Annotated in this window: 13 protein-coding genes; 11 read left to right on the top strand and 2 right to left on the bottom strand. The window is 42.3% G+C overall.

Annotation, left to right across the window (positions count from 1 at the left end; translation table 11 throughout):
* The first annotated feature begins 615 nt into the window (after positions 1-615).
* From purH to purB, 6 genes are all read left to right on the top strand, one after another.
* Positions 616-2,163: a bifunctional phosphoribosylaminoimidazolecarboxamide formyltransferase/IMP cyclohydrolase gene (gene purH, locus HT715_RS06235; RefSeq protein WP_138707119.1), complete on the top strand. Its 1,548-nt coding sequence runs from the start codon at positions 616-618 to the stop codon at positions 2,161-2,163.
* Between the two features lie 121 nt (positions 2,164-2,284).
* A complete protein-coding gene (gene purD / locus HT715_RS06230; protein WP_054392662.1) occupies positions 2,285-3,547 on the top strand; it encodes a phosphoribosylamine--glycine ligase in 1,263 nt (420 codons plus the stop codon).
* Between the two features lie 193 nt (positions 3,548-3,740).
* Positions 3,741-4,232: a 5-(carboxyamino)imidazole ribonucleotide mutase gene (gene purE / locus HT715_RS06225; RefSeq protein ID WP_023935452.1), complete on the top strand. Its 492-nt coding sequence runs from the start codon at positions 3,741-3,743 to the stop codon at positions 4,230-4,232.
* Positions 4,219-5,310 (top strand): 5-(carboxyamino)imidazole ribonucleotide synthase, encoded by a 1,092-nt coding sequence (gene purK / locus HT715_RS06220; protein WP_023935450.1) that lies wholly within the window; start codon positions 4,219-4,221, stop codon positions 5,308-5,310. The genes purE and purK overlap by 14 nt, the downstream gene beginning before the upstream one ends.
* A 9-nt stretch (positions 5,311-5,319) precedes the next feature.
* Positions 5,320-5,547, top strand: coding sequence for a hypothetical protein (locus HT715_RS06215; RefSeq protein ID WP_023935448.1), 228 nt, complete (start codon positions 5,320-5,322; stop codon positions 5,545-5,547).
* A 63-nt stretch (positions 5,548-5,610) separates the two neighbouring features.
* The gene (gene purB / locus HT715_RS06210) at positions 5,611-6,909 is read left to right on the top strand and encodes an adenylosuccinate lyase (RefSeq protein ID WP_000610749.1); all 1,299 of its coding nucleotides are present in this window, start codon (positions 5,611-5,613) and stop codon (positions 6,907-6,909) included.
* Positions 6,910-6,963: 54 nt separating this feature from the next.
* Here purB and strH read toward each other — a convergent pair whose 3' ends face one another.
* The gene (strH, locus tag HT715_RS06205; protein ID WP_138707120.1) at positions 6,964-10,917 is read right to left on the bottom strand and encodes an LPXTG-anchored beta-N-acetylhexosaminidase StrH; all 3,954 of its coding nucleotides are present in this window, start codon (positions 10,915-10,917) and stop codon (positions 6,964-6,966) included.
* 314 nt (positions 10,918-11,231) lie between these two features.
* Positions 11,232-11,948 (bottom strand): GntR family transcriptional regulator, encoded by a 717-nt coding sequence (locus HT715_RS06200; RefSeq protein WP_001007202.1) that lies wholly within the window; start codon positions 11,946-11,948, stop codon positions 11,232-11,234.
* Between the two features lie 346 nt (positions 11,949-12,294).
* Between HT715_RS06200 and HT715_RS06195 the strand changes: the two genes are divergently transcribed.
* Genes HT715_RS06195 through HT715_RS06175 form a run of 5 tightly spaced genes read left to right on the top strand, consistent with a single transcriptional unit; the run spans position 12,295 to position 16,701 of the window.
* Positions 12,295-14,082: a beta-galactosidase gene (locus HT715_RS06195; protein WP_023932928.1), complete on the top strand. Its 1,788-nt coding sequence runs from the start codon at positions 12,295-12,297 to the stop codon at positions 14,080-14,082.
* Entirely contained in the window at positions 14,079-14,555 is a 477-nt protein-coding gene (locus HT715_RS06190) for a PTS system mannose/fructose/N-acetylgalactosamine-transporter subunit IIB (RefSeq protein WP_000156972.1), read from the top strand. Before HT715_RS06195 ends, HT715_RS06190 begins: the two co-directional genes overlap by 4 nt.
* A gap of 27 nt (positions 14,556-14,582) precedes the next feature.
* The gene (locus HT715_RS06185; protein WP_000617008.1) at positions 14,583-15,488 is read left to right on the top strand and encodes a PTS mannose/fructose/sorbose/N-acetylgalactosamine transporter subunit IIC; all 906 of its coding nucleotides are present in this window, start codon (positions 14,583-14,585) and stop codon (positions 15,486-15,488) included.
* The gene (locus HT715_RS06180) at positions 15,475-16,290 is read left to right on the top strand and encodes a PTS system mannose/fructose/sorbose family transporter subunit IID (protein ID WP_000185297.1); all 816 of its coding nucleotides are present in this window, start codon (positions 15,475-15,477) and stop codon (positions 16,288-16,290) included. Before HT715_RS06185 ends, HT715_RS06180 begins: the two co-directional genes overlap by 14 nt.
* 6 nt (positions 16,291-16,296) lie before the next feature.
* Positions 16,297-16,701: a PTS sugar transporter subunit IIA gene (locus HT715_RS06175; protein WP_023932930.1), complete on the top strand. Its 405-nt coding sequence runs from the start codon at positions 16,297-16,299 to the stop codon at positions 16,699-16,701.
* The last annotated feature ends 99 nt before the right edge of the window (positions 16,702-16,800 follow it).

Genomic DNA, 16,800 nt, shown 5'->3' with positions numbered 1-16,800 from the left:
AAAGTAATAAAAATTAGAAATTTATTTCTAGTTAGCTTAATTGTATTTATTATTCTAATGTTGACAAGTTATGTACTTTGGTTCTGGAATTTTGGTGATTTGTGTGTTAAAATAGTTTCTCTTATTTTTACTGTACTTTCTTTGGGGGGCTTTATTTATCTCAGTCGAAAATTTGATAAAATTTCAGATGGAAAACCTAATAAATTTGAAGAGCTATGTAGAGAAATAAAGTATGAATTGATTCTTATGTATGGAGAAAAAGCTAGTTATGCTGTGAAGTTGTTAATAGCTGATTTGACAGATAAACAGGATAATAAAATTAAGAAGTATGAAAGTTTAGTAAAGTCGGTAGGCATAGTTGGTATAATTTTGGTAACGGCTTTTATCACTTTGGCTTTAAATAAATTATTTGTTGCAGATGAGACAGCTATTTCTGTTGAAACATTTTTGGGTTTAATTTTAATCGTAGCTATAATAGTATGGTTGATTAATTTCATAGATAGTGGAATAAAAAATATTATTAAATACCCCATATGGGGTAAAGCTTCAAAAGAAGTGTATCTAATAGATATTTTATACGAAGTTAAATATATGGTTTTGGAAAAGGAGAATATAATGACTAAACGCGTCTTAATCAGCGTCTCAGACAAAGCGGGCATTGTTGAATTTGCCCAAGAACTCAAAAAACTTGGTTGGGAGATTATCTCAACAGGTGGAACTAAGGTTGCCCTTGATAATGCTGGGGTGGATACCATTGCTATCGATGATGTGACTGGTTTCCCAGAAATGATGGACGGTCGTGTGAAGACCCTCCACCCAAATATCCACGGAGGGCTTCTCGCTCGTCGTGACTTGGATAGCCACTTGGAAGCGGCTAAGGACAACAAGATTGAGCTCATTGACCTTGTGGTGGTCAACCTTTACCCATTTAAGGAAACTATCCTTAAACCAGATGTGACTTATGCTGATGCAGTTGAAAATATCGATATTGGTGGGCCATCTATGCTTCGTTCAGCAGCGAAAAATCATGCCAGTGTTACAGTTGTGGTAGATCCTGCTGACTACGCTGTGGTTTTGGATGAATTGGCAGCAAACGGCGAAACCTCTTATGAAACTCGCCAACGTTTAGCAGCCAAAGTATTTCGTCACACAGCGGCTTATGACGCCTTGATTGCAGAATACTTCACAGCTCAAGTGGGTGAAAGCAAGCCTGAAAAACTCACTTTGACTTATGACCTCAAGCAACCAATGCGTTACGGTGAAAATCCTCAACAAGATGCCGATTTCTATCAAAAAGCTTTGCCGACAGATTACTCGATTGCATCCGCTAAACAGCTCAACGGTAAGGAATTGTCTTTTAACAATATCCGTGATGCGGATGCTGCCATTCGTATCATCCGTGACTTCAAAGATCGTCCAACCGTTGTGGCTCTCAAACACATGAATCCATGCGGTATCGGTCAGGCTGATGACATTGAGACTGCTTGGGCCTACGCTTATGAGTCTGACCCAGTGTCTATCTTTGGTGGAATTGTCGTCCTTAACCGTGAGGTGGATGATGTGACTGCTGAGAAGATGCACGGCGTTTTCCTCGAGATCATCATCGCACCAAGCTATACGGATGAAGCGCTAGCCATTTTGACCAACAAAAAGAAAAACTTGCGCATCCTTGCCTTGCCATTTGATGCTCAAGAGGCTAGCGAAGTGGAAGCAGAATACACAGGTCTAGTCGGTGGACTTCTCGTGCAAAATCAAGACGTGGTCAAGGAAAGCCCAGCTGACTGGCAAGTGGTGACCAAACGTCAGCCAACCGAGACAGAAGCGACTGCTCTTGAGTTCGCTTGGAAGGCTATCAAGTACGTCAAATCAAATGGTATTATCGTGACCAACGACCACATGACACTTGGTGTTGGTCCAGGTCAAACCAACCGTGTGGCTTCTGTTCGCCTTGCCATTGACCAAGCCAAAGATCGTCTGGACGGGGCGGTCCTTGCTTCAGATGCCTTCTTCCCATTTGCGGATAACGTGGAAGAAATCGCCAAAGCAGGAATTAAGGCCATCATCCAGCCCGGTGGCTCTGTCCGTGACCAAGAATCCATCGAAGCAGCGGATAAATACGGCTTGACTATGGTCTTTACAGGTGTGAGACATTTTAGACATTAAGAAGATAAAAGGGAAGAAAACAGTTTCTTTCCTTTTTTGGCTTAAAATGCTAACTGAAACAAGATTAAAACGAACTTTTTTGATATAATGTTGGTAAATAATTCGCAAAAGAGGTTGAGGAATGAAACTGCTTGTTGTCGGTTCTGGTGGTCGTGAGCATGCGATTGCTAAAAAGTTATTTGAATCAAAAGACGTGGAAAAAGTCTTTGTAGCTCCTGGGAATGATGGGATGACTCTGGATGGTTTGGAATTGGTAAATATCTCTATTTCCGAACATTCTAAATTGATTGACTTCGCAAAGGCCAATGATGTTGCTTGGACCTTTATCGGTCCAGATGATGCCCTTGCTGCTGGTATCGTGGATGATTTTAACCAAGCTGGGCTTAAGGCCTTTGGTCCGACTAGGGCTGCAGCGGAGCTGGAGTGGTCCAAGGATTTTGCCAAGGAAATCATGGTCAAATATGGTGTTTCGACAGCAGCCTATGGCACATTTTCAGATTTCGAGGAAGCAAAGGCCTATATCGAAAAGCAGGGTGCGCCTATCGTAGTCAAGGCGGATGGCTTGGCGCTTGGGAAGGGTGTCGTCGTTGCTGAGACGGTTGAGCAAGCGGTCGAAGCCGCTCATGAGATGCTTTTGGACAATAAATTTGGTGACTCAGGTGCGCGCGTGGTTATTGAGGAATTCCTTGAAGGAGAGGAATTTTCACTCTTTGCCTTTGTCAATGGTGATAAGTTCTACATCATGCCAACGGCTCAGGACCACAAACGTGCCTACGATGGCGACAAAGGGCCTAACACGGGTGGTATGGGTGCCTATGCGCCAGTTCCACACTTACCACAGAGTGTAGTTGATACAGCGGTTGACACCATTGTCAAGCCAGTTCTAGAAGGGATGATTAAAGAAGGTCGCCCTTATCTGGGAGTTCTTTACGCAGGGCTTATCCTGACAGCTGATGGACCCAAAGTCATTGAGTTCAACGCTCGGTTCGGAGATCCAGAAACTCAGATTATCTTGCCTCGCTTGACCTCTGACTTTGCTCAAAATATCACAGATATCCTGGATAGCAAGGAGCCAAATATCATGTGGACGGACAAGGGTGTGACTCTGGGTGTGGTTGTCGCATCCAAGGGCTACCCGCTAGACTATGAAAGGGGCGTTGAGTTGCCAGCCAAGACAGAAGGCGATGTCATCACCTACTATGCAGGGGCTAAGTTTGCGGAAAATAGCAGAGCACTGATCTCAAACGGCGGACGAGTTTATATGCTCGTTACCACAGCAGCCACCGTCAAAGAAGCCCAAGCCAGCATCTACCAAGAACTATCCCAACAAAAAATAGAAGGACTCTTCTACCGAACAGATATCGGAAGCAAGGCAATTAAGTAAAGATATAAGAATAACGCGCCGTAGTCGCCAAACACGATAATGGTCGTCGTGGTGAAAAGACCAGAACAGTGAATGTTCTGGTCAGGGGGAAACTTTGAGACCTTAGGCTCAAAGTTTAGGAATGAAACCGAAGGTTTGCTTCCGTCCCCACCACCTAAGACCATTATCAAAAAAGAAGAAAAAAGGAAAAATTATGACTAAACCAATTATTTCCATCATCATGGGCTCAAAATCCGACTGGGTAACCATGCAAAAAACAGCAGAAGTCCTAGACCGCTTCGGTGTAGCCTACGAGAAGAAGGTTGTCTCTGCCCACCGCACACCAGACCTCATGTTCAGACATGCCGAAGAAGCTCGTAGCCGTGGCATCAAGGTCATCATCGCAGGTGCTGGTGGCGCAGCGCATTTGCCAGGCATGGTAGCTGCCAAAACAACCCTTCCAGTCATTGGTGTGCCAGTCAAGTCTCGTGCTCTTAGTGGAGTGGATTCACTCTATTCTATCGTTCAGATGCCGGGTGGGGTGCCTGTTGCGACCATGGCTATCGGTGAAGCTGGAGCGACTAACGCAGCTCTCTTTGCCCTCCGTCTTCTTTCAGTAGAGGATCAAGCTATCGCGACGGCTTTGGCAGATTTTGCAGAAGAACAAGGAAAAATCGCAGAGGAGTCTACCAATGAGCTCATCTAAAACAATCGGAATTATCGGTGGCGGTCAACTGGGTCAGATGATGGCCATTTCTGCTATCTACATGGGGCACAAGGTTATCGCGCTGGATCCTGCGGCGGATTGCCCGGCCTCTCGCGTGGCGGAAATCATTGTGGCACCTTATAACGATGTGGACGCCCTCCGTCAGTTGGCAGACCGTTGCGATGTCCTCACTTACGAGTTTGAAAATGTCGACGCTGACGGTTTGGATGCCGTTATCAAGGATGGACAACTCCCTCAAGGAACAGATCTGCTCCGCATTTCGCAAAATCGTATTTTTGAAAAGGACTTTTTGTCAAACAAGGCTCAAGTCACTGTGGCACCCTACAAGGTCGTGACTTCTAGCCTAGACTTGGCAGATATCGACTTGTCGAAAAACTATGTCCTCAAGACTGCGACTGGTGGCTACGATGGTCATGGACAAAAGGTTATTCGTTCAGAAGCAGACTTGGAAGCAGCCTATGCGCTAGCAGACTCAGCAGACTGCGTCTTGGAAGAATTTGTCAACTTTGACCTTGAGATTTCTGTCATCGTGTCAGGAAATGGCAAGGAGGTGACGTTTTTCCCAGTTCAGGAAAATATCCACCGCAACAATATCCTGTCTAAGACCATCGTACCAGCCCGCATTTCTGAAAGTCTAGCAGACAAGGCTAAAGCTATGGCAGTGCGAATCGCAGAACAACTCAACTTGTCTGGAACTCTCTGTGTGGAAATGTTTGCGACAGCTGATGACATCATTGTCAATGAGATTGCTCCACGACCACACAACTCAGGCCATTACTCTATTGAAGCCTGTGATTTCTCTCAGTTTGACACCCATATTCTCGGTGTTCTCGGAGCACCATTGCCAGCCATAAAACTACATGCGCCTGCCGTCATGCTTAACGTTCTCGGCCAGCATGTTGAGGTCGCTAAAAAATATGTCACAGAAAATCCAAGCGCCCATCTCCACATGTATGGTAAAATAGAAGCAAAGCATAATCGTAAGATGGGACATGTGACTTTGTTTAGTGATGTACCGGATAGTGTGGAAGAGTTTGGGGAAGGGATTGATTTTTAGGACAAGTTCATGATACAAATTATCGTTAATACATTTATTGAAAAGGATAAGACTGGAGCAGTTGTCGAAGTCTTGTATGCCAGTGCTGACCAAGATAAGGTACAAGCTAAATATGAAGAACTAGCTGCACAATACCCCGAAAATTATTTAGCTATCTATGATGTACCGCTGGATACGGATTTGAATATACTAGATCATTACCCGTCTGTGTTTATTGGAAAAGAGGAGTTTGAGTAGAAATCTTGCTTTACCTAGATAGCTTATTCCCAACAGCTTAAGAAGAAAGGAAAAATGAACAACATGATCAACCGTTACTCTCGCCCTGAGATGGCGAATATTTGGAGTGAAGAAAATAAATACCGTGCTTGGCTTGAGGTGGAAATCCTCTCTGACGAGGCATGGGCTGAGTTGGGGGAAATCCCTAAGGAAGATGTGGCTTTGATTCGCAAGAAGGCGGACTTTGACATCGACCGTATTTTGGAAATTGAGCAGGAGACGCGCCACGATGTGGTGGCTTTCACGCGTGCGGTTTCTGAGACTCTTGGTGAAGAGCGCAAGTGGGTTCACTATGGCTTGACTTCTACTGACGTGGTGGACACGGCCTATGGTTACCTCTACAAGCAGGCCAACGACATCATCCGTCGTGACCTTGAAAACTTCACTAATATCATCGCTGACAAGGCCAAGGAGCACAAGTTCACCATCATGATGGGGCGTACCCACGGTGTGCATGCTGAGCCGACAACCTTTGGTCTTAAATTGGCGACTTGGTACAGCGAAATGAAGCGCAATATCGAGCGTTTCGAGCATGCGGCTGCTGGTGTAGAAGCTGGTAAGATTTCTGGTGCGGTTGGGAACTTTGCCAATATCCCACCATTTGTAGAGGAGTATGTCTGCAACAAGCTTGGTATCCGTGCTCAAGAAATCTCTACACAAGTCCTTCCTCGTGACCTTCACGCTGAGTACTTTGCAGTTCTTGCCAGCATTGCGACTTCAATCGAACGTATGGCGACTGAGATTCGTGGTTTGCAAAAATCTGAACAACGCGAAGTGGAAGAATTCTTTGCTAAAGGGCAAAAAGGTTCATCTGCAATGCCTCACAAACGCAACCCAATCGGTTCTGAAAACATGACAGGTTTGGCGCGTGTTATCCGTGGTCACATGATTACGGCTTATGAGAATGTCGCTCTCTGGCATGAACGTGACATTTCCCACTCATCAGCTGAGCGTATCATTACACCAGATACGACCATTTTGATTGACTACATGCTCAACCGTTTTGGAAATATCGTCAAGAACTTGACAGTTTTCCCAGAAAATATGATCCGCAACATGAACTCGACTTTTGGTCTTATCTTTAGCCAACGGGCTATGTTGACATTGATTGAAAAAGGCATGACCCGTGAGCAAGCCTATGACTTGGTGCAACCAAAAACAGCCTACTCTTGGGACAACCAAGTAGACTTTAAACCACTTCTTGAGGCAGATTCAGAAGTAACATCACGTCTCACACAAGAAGAAATCGATGAAATCTTCAACCCAGTTTATTACACCAAACGAGTGGATGATATCTTTGAACGTCTTGGACTAGGTGATTAATTAAAAAATAAACAGCGAGCTTCAATCTCGCTGTTTATTTTTTATCGAAAAGACTTAGTCTTCTTTTCTTTTAGTGAGTCCATAGGCTGCTAGTGTGGCCATGAGTCCTGCGACTACTAGTCCTGCAGAATCGTGAGTTCCTGTTTCAGGAAGTTTTTTCTCTATTACCACAGGAGCTGGATCTTGAGGAAGAGCTTTGCTTTCCTCAGCAGGAGCAGTTGATGGAGCTGGTTGGCTTAGGATTTCTAGTTTTGGTTTTTCTTCAGCAATAGCGGCTTGTCCGTTTTCATCGCCTACATGTGTTACCATAGTTCCGACTTCGACTATTTGAGTAACGGCTTCCTGTGCTACGACACTATTTACGAGTGTTTTCACTTCCTTACCATCGGCAGAAGTGCTCACAGAGTAGAAGTTGCTACGATGTCCATTGACACCCTTAGTAATGACTTGTGTTTTTCCTTTGAGTAAGAGTGGATTTTCACGAGTCACTGTGGTAAATGGAATTTCTTCTTCTTGGATATCCAGTCTAGGTTTTACCTCAGTAGTTGGTGCAAGACCACTTTCATCACCCTTGTGAGTTACAGGAGCGCCAACTTCAACCACTTGGTTTATAACTTCTTTGGTTACCTGGCTATCAAGGACTGTTTCTGTTGTTTTTCCATTTTCAGTGAGTACAGAGATGTAATGAGTTCGTTCACCTTTGACTCCTGCTGTGATAATATTTTCCTGACCAGCTGGGAGGTTAGGATTTTCTTTCTTGATAACTTTAAATGGAATTTCTTCAGTTCTTGTGATGAGTTCTGGTCTGGTTTCAACATTGGCAGCCACTTCATTTTCATCTAGGCTTCCTGAATGAGTTGCAGCTGGTTTGAGGCCTTGAAGAGCAGCCTTGAGCTTACCTACTAGTGCGTCTAATTCAGCTTGTTTGCTGCGGTTGAGGTTAAGGTTCAGTCCATCTTTTGCTGCCTTGAGTGCAGCTAGGCTCTCTGTGCTGTATCCGTCTAAGTTTGTAGGAATCTTAGCCAATTCTTCGCGGAGAGCATTATAATTAGCACGGAAGTAGTCTTTGTTGTGGTCTGCAAAGGCAGTCATGAGTTCAAAGATTTCCTCTTCCTTGTACTCAGCGCTTGGTTTATCTGCCCATATAGCTAACATACTACCAACTGTTGGAAGGTCAACTTCAGGATATTTGGTAGAAGCTAGTTGATTGAATGGAACTTTTCCAGAATTTTCAATTGCCTTTGAAAGAGGATAAGCTTCATCTTGTTTGTGATTTCCTAAAACATAGTACCAGTCACCGTTGGTATTCAAGAACTTATAACCTTTGTTTGCTAGATACTGAGGTGATGCAAGGTTGTAGCCCCACCAGCCTTTAGACCAGTAAGAAATCAAGACATCTTTATCGAATTCAGCATCATCCTTGTCTTCATAGTAGAAGCCATCGTTGAAGGCCATTGGTTGTAGCCCTCTTTCCTTAGCCATAGCAGCTAGGCTGTTAGAATAATCTGCGAACTTGTTATAGAGTCCATACCATTTGAGGTAATACCAACCTTGGGCGTTGGTCGCATCATTGGCATATTCATCTGTACCATAGTTGAATATCTTTGATTTATCAGCAAAGTAATCCATATACTTACCGATAAGGGCTTTGGTAAATCCAACTGCTTCTTGATTTTCAAGGTCCATGGTTGTTTTTGAGACCTTATCAAAGTTGGCTTGAGGATTCGTGATGCCAAGTTTTTCCATGGCAACGAGCATAGCATCCATATGTCCTGGACTATTGATAGCGGGGATTAGACCAATACCTTTTTCCTTAGCGTATTGAACAAGCTCTGTCACTTCTGTTTGTGTCAGCGCAGTACCGTTTGGATCGTCGTAGTAAGCTTTCGTTCCTTCGATAATGGCTTTTTTAACGTCATCACTAGCGTAGGTTTTTCCGTTGGCAGTAATGGTCATATCATCGAGTAGGAAACGAAGGCCATCATTTCCTAGAAGGAGATGGGCATCAGAATAGCCGAGCTCGCTGGCCTTGTCTACGATGCGTTTGAGTTGATCTAAAGAGAAGTATTTACGACCTGCATCGATGGAAATGACTTTATTCTTATTCAGTTTTTCAAGTTCGCGTTTAGCATCTTCTTCTTTTTGAGCTTCTGGTGTAAAGACTAAGTTTTTAATAGCTTCTTGAAGGTTAACAATTGCTTGGTTAATGGTATCTTGTTGAGCACGACTGAGGTTGCTATCGAGTGAACGGATGGCTTTTTCAGCTTCTTTGACAGCAGCAAAACTTTCAGCAGTATAGCGGTTAAAGTCTTTTGGAATAGTTTCTAGTGCTTTTTCTGCAGGTTGATAGTTGGCTGCGAAGTATTCAGCGTTGGCATTTGCAAAATGACGCATGAGTTTGAAGAGGCGAGATGGAGAATAACGTGCAGATGGGGTATCGGCCCAAGCAGCTACCATACCACCGATGATTGGGACATCAGCTCCTTCTGTTTTTGGTACAGAAGTGATTGGTGTGTTTTTAATACCATTGAGCCCCTGATCGAGATTGTACCAACCTTGGTCATCAGCGTTTCGTCCAAGAACGTAGTACCAAGCATCATTGGTATTAAGGATTTGGTGCCCTTTTTCAGCTAGTAGTTTAGAAGAAGCAACGTCGTAGCCCCCCCAACCACCAGTCCACATAGAAACGATGATGTCTTTGTCAAAACTACCAAAGCTTGTGTCTCCATTGTAGTAGATACCGTCGTTAAAGGCCATTGGTTTGAGACCGTGAGATTTTACAATACGAGCGAGATCATTAGCGTAAGAGATGAATTTTTCATATCCTTTTTCAGGGTAACCTTCATTTGGATAATATTTATCAGCTTGAAGCACACTCCAACCTTTAGCATCTGTCGCATCATTAGCATATTCATCTAGTCCAATATTGAAAATTTCAGATTTGTTAGAGAAGTAGTTAGCGTATTTGTCAATCAGAGTTTTTGTGAAATCGACTGCTTGTTTATTATTTAAGTCAACAGTTCGTTCCGATTTTTTACCAAAATAATCAAAGTTAGGATTCTCAATGCCAAGTTCTTTCATAGCATGGAGCATAGCATCCATATGTCCAGGACTATTGACAGTTGGAATTACTCCAATTCCTTTATCTTTGGCATAATTAATCAAATCTGTCATCTGACTTTCAGTGAGATGGTTACCATTTGGATCATCGTAATAGGCATTTGTTCCATTTTCAATGGCGCGTTTGACATCATCATTAGAGTAGGTTTTATCGCCCACTTTCATAGACATATCATCCAACATGAAACGGAGGCCATCGTTACCTACCAAGAGATGAAGATCTGTGTAACCATATTCTTTAGCTTTGTCGATAATTTCTTTGAGTTGCTCAGGTGAGAAATATTTACGTCCGGCATCAATTGAAACGATTTTTCGTTTAGCTAATTTTTCATTTTCAGTTGTAGCACGTTCCTTTCCTGCCTCTGTTGCTGGTTTGTCAGCCTCAGCTTTCGTTTCATCTTTTTTAGCTGATTTTTCCTTGTCAGCTTCTGACTTATCAGTCTTGTCTGTATCCGACTCTTTAGAATTAGCCTCTTTCTGCTCTTCCTTTTTAGGGCTAGCTTCTTCTGCCTTTTTATTAGCAGTTTCTTTTTCAGCAGAAGTTGGAGTTACCACTTCTGCTTTATCACTAGGAATTGAACTAACTTCCTCTTGTGGTTTTTCTTCTGTTTTTGGAAGACTAGCTACCTTATCAGTAGCTGGAGTTTCTGTTTCTACAGTTTTTGGAGTTTCTGGTTGAAGCTCTGCTTTAGGTGTTTCCTCAGTCCGATTTTCGGATGGTTGAGGGGAATCAGAAACCGTATGGATGGTCGGTTGGTTTTCTGTAGTAGTAGGAGTAACTCCATCGGCTGCAACAGTCTGTGCTTGGAAGGCAAATCCAATTAGAACAGAAGCTGCTCCTACAGCGTATTTACGAATAGAAAAACGCTGTTGTTTTTCATGTTTCATTGCAAAACCTCCTGATTGCATTGTTATATTGATAGCGATTATATAAATCAACGCCTTTATTTTATTTCTTATATTAACGAGAGTCAAGAGGAGATGACAAAAAACTATAATAAGTATAAAAAAATATAAAATTTAAACTTAAGATTTCAGATTGGTCAGAAAAAATATGTATATATATCTAGTATAATTTTTGGTTCTATTTCTATAAAATATTCCACAAATTATAGAATTTTCCAAAAATAGGTAAGCGCTACCTTTTTGGTGTGGTATAATAAGCATAGAAAAAGCCCAAGCGATTAGCTCAGGCTTTCTTCTTAGTGATCACGGTCACATGAGATGAATTTAATCTTGTAGTAATCAGATCGTTTGTAAGTTTCACTGTATTCTAAAACTTGGCCAGTTGATTCGAGTTTGGTGATTTTAGTTTGTAGGACAGTAGGGAATTGTTCATCGACTCCGAGGACTGAAGCCGCATGTTCTGGAGTTGGAAAGACTATTTCGTTGATTTCTTCAAAGTGTTCATCATTCATGTGAATGTGGTAGTCTAACTTGAAACGATTATAGATAGAACTATAGTATTCAAGGTTTGGATAATTTGCGTTGATATATTGTTCTGGGATGTAGGATGTATGGTAGATATAAACGACACCGTTTGATTCGCGGATACGTTCAATCTTGTAGTAGAATTGATCGCCACGTAGACCCAATTTTTCCAAGTAAACGAGCTTGTTTCCGCGTTCAATTGAAAGAACAGTTACCTTATCATCTTTAGCATTAAAGAGTTCAATATCTGAAAACTCTACAAGCTTGTGTTTGCGTGCACGTGAAACGAAGGTTCCTTTTCCTTGTTGGCGGACAATATAGCCATCTTTAGCAAGGTCGTTTAAGGCGCGGACAACTGTGATAGAGCTGACATCGTACATTGAAATGAGCTCTGCTTCAGTGTAAAATTTATCTCCACTGCTAAACTGCCCAGAGATGATTTTATTTTTTAATTCGTCTTTTATGTATTGATATTTGGGAATTGCCATATTTTTACCTCTATTTTCCTTCTCCATAGAAAATTTTACCATAAAAGCGAAAAAAATAGTAGTCTTTTGAATAAAAAATTAGATAACAGATTAAAAAATTAAGTTACATAGGCATTGTACGTATTTTATAAATGTATTTTGTGCAAAATTATTTTAGGTTCTCTATTCCGAATTTAAAGAGCGTTTGAAATGGGTCTGAAAATGTTTGAAATTAATTGAACGTGTGTATAATAGTAAAATTGCAGTAAATATCCCTACAATTTCTATTGACAATTCAAACAGATTGGTTTATAATGACTATAACAACAAATGAAAGCGCAAACTTTCGCAGTCAGAAGGTAGTTTTATGACACGATTTGAGATACGAGACGATTTCTATTTAGATGGGAAACCGTTCAAGATTTTATCTGGCGCCATTCATTATTTTAGGGTTCCTCCAGAGGATTGGTATCATTCGCTCTATAACTTGAAGGCTCTTGGTTTTAATACGGTAGAGACTTATGTGGCTTGGAATTTACACGAGCCTCGTGAGGGCGAGTTTCACTTTGAAGGGGCTCTGGATTTGGAGCGATTTCTACAGACAGCGCAAGACTTGGGTCTCTACGCTATTGTACGGCCCTCTCCCTTTATCTGTGCGGAGTGGGAATTCGGTGGCTTACCGGCTTGGCTTTTAACCAAGGATATGAGGATTCGTTCCTCAGATCCAGCCTATATTGAGGCTGTCGGTCGCTATTATGACCAGCTCTTGCCACGACTGGTTCCACATCTGTTGGACAATGGTGGCAATATCCTCATGATGCAGGTTGAAAATGAGTATGGTTCTTACGGAGAAGATAAGGCTTACCTAAGAGCTGTTCGACAGTTGATGGAAGAGTGTGGCGTAACCTGTCCCCTCTTTACATCAGATGGTCCATGGCGAGCTACTCTGAAAGCTGGAACCTTAATTGAAGAGGACCTCTTTGTAACAGGAAACTTTGGTTCTAAGGCACCTTACAACTTTTCGCAGATGCAGGAATTCTTTGATGAACATGGTAAGAAATGGCCACTCATGTGTATGGAGTTCTGGGATGGTTGGTTCAATCGCTGGAAAGAACCGATTATCACACGGGATCCTAAGGAATTGGCAGATGCAGTTCGAGAGGTTTTGGAACAAGGCTCTATCAATCTTTACATGTTCCACGGTGGTACAAACTTTGGTTTCATGAATGGTTGCTCAGCTCGAGGAACTTTGGACCTGCCACAAGTTACATCTTATGATTACGATGCCCTTCTGGATGAAGAAGGAAATCCAACTGCTAAATATCTTGCAGTCAAGAAGATGATGGCAACACATTTTTCAGAGTATCCGCAGTTGGAACCACTCTACAAAGAGAGTATGGAGTTGGATGCTATACCAATAGTAGAAAAAGTTTCCTTGTTTGAAACCTTGGATAGCTTGTCAAGTCCAGTAGAAAGCCTCTATCCTAAAAAGATGGAGGAGCTGGGACAAAGCTATGGTTACTTACTCTATCGAACAGAAACAAACTGGGATGCAGAAGAAGAAAGACTTCGTATCATTGACGGTCGAGATAGGGCCCAGCTGTATGTCGATGGTCAGTGGATTAAAACCCAATATCAGACAGAGATTGGGGAAGATATTTTTTATCAAGGTGAAAAGAAAGCGTTATCTAGGATTGACATATTGATAGAAAATATGGGGCGTGTCAACTATGGGCATAAGTTCTTAGCAGATACGCAACGTAAGGGAATTCGGACAGGGGTTTGTAAGGATTTGCATTTCTTACTGAACTGGAAACACTATCCACTCCCACTAGACAATCCTAAGAAAATTGATTTTTCAAAAGGATGGACTCAAGGACAACCAGCCTTTTACGCTTATGACTTTACAGTCCAAGAGCCAAAAGATACTTACCTAGACTTGTCTGAGTTTGGTAAGGGAGTTGCCTTTGTCAATGGGCAGAATCTAGGACGTTTTTGGAACGTCGGCCCAACCCTCTCACTTTATATCCCTCATAGCTATCTCAAGGAAGGTGCCAACCGCATCATCATCTTTGAAACAGAGGGCCAATATAAAGAAGAGATTCATTTAACTCGTAAACCTACACTAAAACACATAAAGGGGGAAAACTTATGACAATTGTAGGATGCCGTATCGATGGACGTTTGATCCACGGACAAGTAGCCAATCTTTGGGCTGGAAAACTAAATGTTTCACGTATTATGGTTGTAGATGACGAAGTTGTCAACAACGATGTTGAAAAGAGTGGTTTGAAACTTGCGACACCACCAGGTGTAAAATTGAGTATTTTGCCAATTGAGAAAGCGGCAGCCAATATTCTTGCTGGTAAATACGATAGCCAACGTCTCTTTATCGTTGCTCGTAAACCAGACCGCTTCCTTGGTTTGGTAGAAGCAGGTGTACCACTTGAAACCCTTAATGTTGGGAATATGTCTCAAACACCAGAAACTCGCCCTATCACACGTTCTATCAACGTAGTAGACAAGGATGTGGAAGATTTCCACAAATTGGCAGAAAAAGGTGTTAAACTTACTGCTCAAATGGTTCCAAATGATCCAATTTCAGACTTTTTGAGCTTATTAAAATAGGAAAAAATTTTTTAGGAGGTCATTGTTATGATACAATGGTGGCAAATTTTACTTCTCACTTTGTACTCAGCTTATCAAATCTGTGATGAGTTGACGATCGTTTCATCTGCAGGTTCCCCTGTATTTGCTGGTTTCATTACTGGTTTAATCATGGGAGATGTGACTACTGGTTTGCTTATCGGTGGTAACTTGCAACTGTTCGTTCTTGGGGTTGGTACCTTCGGTGGTGCTTCTCGTATCGACGCAACTTCTGGTGCGGTTCTTGCGACAGCCTTCTCTGTTTCACAAGGAATTGATGCACCGCTTGCCATTACTACAATCGCTGTACCAGTAGCAACTCTCTTGACTTACTTCGACGTTCTTGGTCGTATGACTACTACCTTCTTCGCTCACCGTGTGGATGCTGCCATCGAACGCTTTGACTATAAAGGTATTGAACGCAACTACTTGCTTGGTGCGATTCCTTGGGCTTTATCTCGTGCCCTTCCAGTCTTCTTTGCCCTTGCTTTTGGTGGTGAATTTGTACAAGGCGTAGTAGACTTCGTTACAAAATACCAATGGGTTGCAGATGGTTTGACACTCGCAGGACGTATGCTTCCAGGTCTTGGATTTGCAATCTTGCTTCGTTACCTTCCAGTTAAACGTAACCTTCATTACCTTGCTATGGGATTTGGTTTGACAGCTATGTTGACTGTTCTTTACTCATATGTAACAGGTCTTGGTGGCGCTGTTGCTGGTATCGTAGGTACTCTTCCTGCTGAAGTTGCTGAAAAAATTGGTTTCGTGAACAACTTCAAAGGATTGTCTATGATTGGTATCTCTATCGTAGGTATTTTCCTTGCAGTGCTTCACTTCAAAAATAGCCAAAAAGTAGCTGTAGCAGCACCTTCTACACCATCAGAAAGTGGGGAAATCGAAGATGACGAATTCTAATTACAAACTAACAAAAGAAGATTTTAATCAAATCAACAAACGTAGCTTGTTTACTTTCCAATTAGGTTGGAACTACGAACGTATGCAAGCTTCTGGTTACCTTTACATGATCTTGCCTCAGTTGCGTAAAATGTATGGTGATGGCACTCCTGAATTGAAAGAAATGATGAAAGTTCATACTCAATTCTTCAATACTTCGCCATTCTTCCATACCATTATCGCTGGTTTTGACCTTGCCATGGAAGAAAAAGATGGTGTAGGTTCAAAAGACGCCGTTAACGGTATCAAGACAGGTTTGATGGGACCATTCGCTCCTCTTGGGGATACAATCTTTGGTTCACTTGTACCTGCTATCATGGGGTCAGTCGCAGCAACTATGGCTATCGCTGGCCAACCTTGGGGGATCTTCCTTTGGATTGCAGTTGCAGTAGCCTATGACATCTTCCGTTGGAAACAGTTGGAATTTGCTTACAAAGAAGGGGTTAACCTTATCAACAATATGCAAAGTACCTTGACAGCTTTGATTGACGCTGCATCTGTACTTGGTGTCTTCATGATGGGTGCTCTTGTAGCAACAGTGATTAACTTTGAAATTTCTTACAAGTTGCCAATCGGTGAAAAGATGATTGATTTCCAAGACATCTTGAACCAAATCTTCCCACGTTTGCTTCCAGCAATCTTTACTGCCTTTATCTTCTGGTTGCTTGGTAAGAAAGGTATGAACTCTACTAAAGCTATCGGTATTATTATCGTACTTGCTTTGGCTCTTTCTGCCCTTGGTCACTTTGCATTTGGAATGTAATTCCTTATGACTAAATCATTAATTTTGGTGAGCCATGGTCGCTTCTGTGAGGAGCTTAGAGGTAGCACAGAAATGATTATGGGCCCACAAGACAACATTTACACAGTAGCTCTTCTTCCAGAAGATAGCCCAGAAGAATTTACTGCTAAATTTGAAGCTGTTATTGAAGGGTTAGATGATTTCCTAGTTTTTGCGGATCTTCTCGGTGGAACACCGTGTAACGTGGTCAGTCGTTTGATTATGGAAGGTCGTGACATCGAACTTTACGCAGGGATGAATCTTCCAATGGTGATTGAATTTATCAATGCGAGCCTGACAGGCGCAGATGCGGACTATAAGATCCGTGCTGCAGAAAGCATTGTGAAAGTTAATGATCTGTTAGCGGACTTCGATGATGACGAAGATGAATAATACTCTTCGAAAATCTCTTCAAACTACGTCAACGTCGCCTTGCCGTAGGTATATGTTACTGACTTCGTCAGTCTTATCCGGCAACCTCAAAGCAGTGCT

Source organism: Streptococcus sp. 4155, assembly GCF_013276695.1.
GTDB classification, from domain to species: domain Bacteria; phylum Bacillota; class Bacilli; order Lactobacillales; family Streptococcaceae; genus Streptococcus; species Streptococcus pseudopneumoniae.
Note: the sequence above shows the minus strand (reverse complement) of the source record. Positions and strands in the feature narration are given on the sequence as shown.

What these genes read in the sequence shown, in the direction of transcription:
- purH (WP_138707119.1), top strand. Translation starts at nt 616, where the DNA reads ATGACTAAACGCGTCTTAATCAGCGTCTCAGACAAAGCGGGCATTGTT.
- purD (WP_054392662.1), top strand. Translation starts at nt 2,285, where the DNA reads ATGAAACTGCTTGTTGTCGGTTCTGGTGGTCGTGAGCATGCGATTGCT.
- purE (WP_023935452.1), top strand. Translation starts at nt 3,741, where the DNA reads ATGACTAAACCAATTATTTCCATCATCATGGGCTCAAAATCCGACTGG.
- purK (WP_023935450.1), top strand. Translation starts at nt 4,219, where the DNA reads ATGAGCTCATCTAAAACAATCGGAATTATCGGTGGCGGTCAACTGGGT.
- HT715_RS06215 (WP_023935448.1), top strand. Translation starts at nt 5,320, where the DNA reads ATGATACAAATTATCGTTAATACATTTATTGAAAAGGATAAGACTGGA.
- purB (WP_000610749.1), top strand. Translation starts at nt 5,611, where the DNA reads ATGATCAACCGTTACTCTCGCCCTGAGATGGCGAATATTTGGAGTGAA.
- strH (WP_138707120.1), bottom strand. Translation starts at nt 10,917, where the DNA reads ATGAAACATGAAAAACAACAGCGTTTTTCTATTCGTAAATACGCTGTA.
- HT715_RS06200 (WP_001007202.1), bottom strand. Translation starts at nt 11,948, where the DNA reads ATGGCAATTCCCAAATATCAATACATAAAAGACGAATTAAAAAATAAA.
- HT715_RS06195 (WP_023932928.1), top strand. Translation starts at nt 12,295, where the DNA reads ATGACACGATTTGAGATACGAGACGATTTCTATTTAGATGGGAAACCG.
- HT715_RS06190 (WP_000156972.1), top strand. Translation starts at nt 14,079, where the DNA reads ATGACAATTGTAGGATGCCGTATCGATGGACGTTTGATCCACGGACAA.
- HT715_RS06185 (WP_000617008.1), top strand. Translation starts at nt 14,583, where the DNA reads ATGATACAATGGTGGCAAATTTTACTTCTCACTTTGTACTCAGCTTAT.
- HT715_RS06180 (WP_000185297.1), top strand. Translation starts at nt 15,475, where the DNA reads ATGACGAATTCTAATTACAAACTAACAAAAGAAGATTTTAATCAAATC.
- HT715_RS06175 (WP_023932930.1), top strand. Translation starts at nt 16,297, where the DNA reads ATGACTAAATCATTAATTTTGGTGAGCCATGGTCGCTTCTGTGAGGAG.